Raw genomic sequence first — 1,687 nt, 5'->3', positions numbered from 1 at the left:
TGAACCTGTTGTAGTTTTGGTGTATGGCTCTATGAACAAGTCTGTATTTAGTGACTACCTGGGTACTACAAAATTTGTTCACTATCCCGACTGGACAACAAAGTCTCATCAGGGAGGTGATCGCTGATGGGAAGCGGTAGCAACGGACCTTATGGCGGCAGTTCAAGCGGAAGCGGTTCTCAGCCTTATGCACCTACTTATCATGTTGTTGCTGAAATGATGGACAGAGATAAAGCCGATCCGGAAATCTACAATCCTTCTACCGGATATCCTAAAAACCCTACAGCAAGAAACATAGCAGATTCTATTGTTCATGAACATATAGAAATTGGTGACAAGACTCCCAATGGACCAGTTACTTATGTTCTGGATGAAAGCGGAAATATTATCATAGGGAAAAGGAACAACCCTGTTAATCCTGACAAACGTTCTCCACACCCTATGTTGATAGGTGGTAAGAACCCTCAAGTTCAATGTGCTGGTATGATTCATTTCAGCAAAGGTAAGATTCTTTCAATTGATAATCAAAGCGGACATTTCAGACCTAACAGTAAATCTATGGATGCGGTGTATAAAGCATTAAAAAAGCTATATGAAACTAATCCAAAGGTGTTTGCTAACGACTTTAAGTGGAGGTAAATATGAGTGATCAGAGTTTAAGAGAAGCGATTAATGATTTATTCAATCGAAGATGGGACGAAGAGCTTCCTGATGAAAAAGAAGAAAGCCTTCAGGATATGTTTGATAATGTGATAGAAAACTATGGCTGGGATCAAGTGTTTAAGGCTATTGACAATTATATGCGAACCACCTGTCTCACGAGTGAAAGCATAGTCAACTTTGCCAACTTATTTTGGGGATATACTTGCACTAACCCCCGAAAAATCCCTGAGCCGTATCGTTTTTTAGGCTATTTATACTACAGAGTTAATTCTAAACCGTGGGATTATGATTGTGCAGAGGTATATGAAGGGTTGGTTTTCAATATGTTGTCTGGGGAAGATGACTATAATCACAATCCGTTCACAAATTATGATTATATACCTGAAAAAGACCCTGATATAATAGCTGAGGTTGAGAAACTGAGGGAAGAAAATTTATGATGAATAACACTAAGGCGAAAACGATAGAAGAATATACGAATTATCTGCTAAACTGTCGCTTTGCAGATGATAGTTTTGATCCTGAAAATCATGAAGAGCACTTACAAGCATCATGGGAATTATTTGAGAACTATTCTTGGGAGGAAATTGCTCCTGTTTGGTTGAAGCATCTTTACACGTGTTGCAAAACTCCTGAAGCAGTTATCAATTTTGTAAATCTTTTCGTCTACTACGAAGCGGCTGATCAACCAATCAGTGATCCTATCAAGTTTATTGGTTATCTCTATTACATGGTTGACATGGATAAATACTGGGATCAAGCAGGAGAGCTGTTTGAGGGATTAGCGATAACTATACTTTCAAAAAGTGGTCTTGTAAATACGATGTCTGATCCTTATTACAATCCCATGAAAGATAGTCGCATCATAAAAGAGATCGATGATCTTAGAAAGGCTGAAAGCAATGAACAGTGATCTTGATAATATTACCAATGAGCTTTTCAGTCGCAATGCCATTGAGGTGCTTGACGGCGGAGACGCAACTGATGCTCTTTATGATGCCATTGTAGAAAAAGCTAATATTGC

The 1,687-nt window shown here is 38.6% G+C and carries 3 protein-coding genes; all 3 read left to right on the top strand.

All coding sequences use genetic code 11. The features are described from left to right. The first annotated feature begins 126 nt into the window (after positions 1–126). Genes IJ258_RS03265 through IJ258_RS03255 form a run of 3 tightly spaced genes read left to right on the top strand, consistent with a single transcriptional unit; the run spans position 127 to position 1,576 of the window. Positions 127–639 carry a hypothetical protein gene (locus IJ258_RS03265; RefSeq protein WP_292802845.1) on the top strand — a complete coding sequence of 171 codons (513 nt, stop codon included), beginning with the start codon at positions 127–129 and terminating at the stop codon, positions 637–639. Between the two features lie 2 nt (positions 640–641). After that, complete coding sequence (locus tag IJ258_RS03260) at positions 642–1,103, top strand: hypothetical protein (RefSeq protein ID WP_292802842.1); 462 nt, start codon at positions 642–644, stop codon at positions 1,101–1,103. Then, positions 1,100–1,576 carry a hypothetical protein gene (locus tag IJ258_RS03255; protein WP_292802839.1) on the top strand — a complete coding sequence of 159 codons (477 nt, stop codon included), beginning with the start codon at positions 1,100–1,102 and terminating at the stop codon, positions 1,574–1,576. The genes IJ258_RS03260 and IJ258_RS03255 overlap by 4 nt, the downstream gene beginning before the upstream one ends. Positions 1,577–1,687 lie beyond the last annotated feature (111 nt).

The sequence above is a fragment of the Methanobrevibacter sp. genome (genome assembly GCF_017468685.1).
Taxonomy (GTDB): domain Archaea; phylum Methanobacteriota; class Methanobacteria; order Methanobacteriales; family Methanobacteriaceae; genus Methanocatella.
Note: the sequence above shows the minus strand (reverse complement) of the source record. Positions and strands in the feature narration are given on the sequence as shown.

Coding starts and splice junctions, on each gene's coding strand:
- IJ258_RS03255 (WP_292802839.1), top strand. CDS start 1,100: ATGATGAATAACACTAAGGCGAAAACGATAGAAGAATATACGAATTAT.
- IJ258_RS03260 (WP_292802842.1), top strand. CDS start 642: ATGAGTGATCAGAGTTTAAGAGAAGCGATTAATGATTTATTCAATCGA.
- IJ258_RS03265 (WP_292802845.1), top strand. CDS start 127: ATGGGAAGCGGTAGCAACGGACCTTATGGCGGCAGTTCAAGCGGAAGC.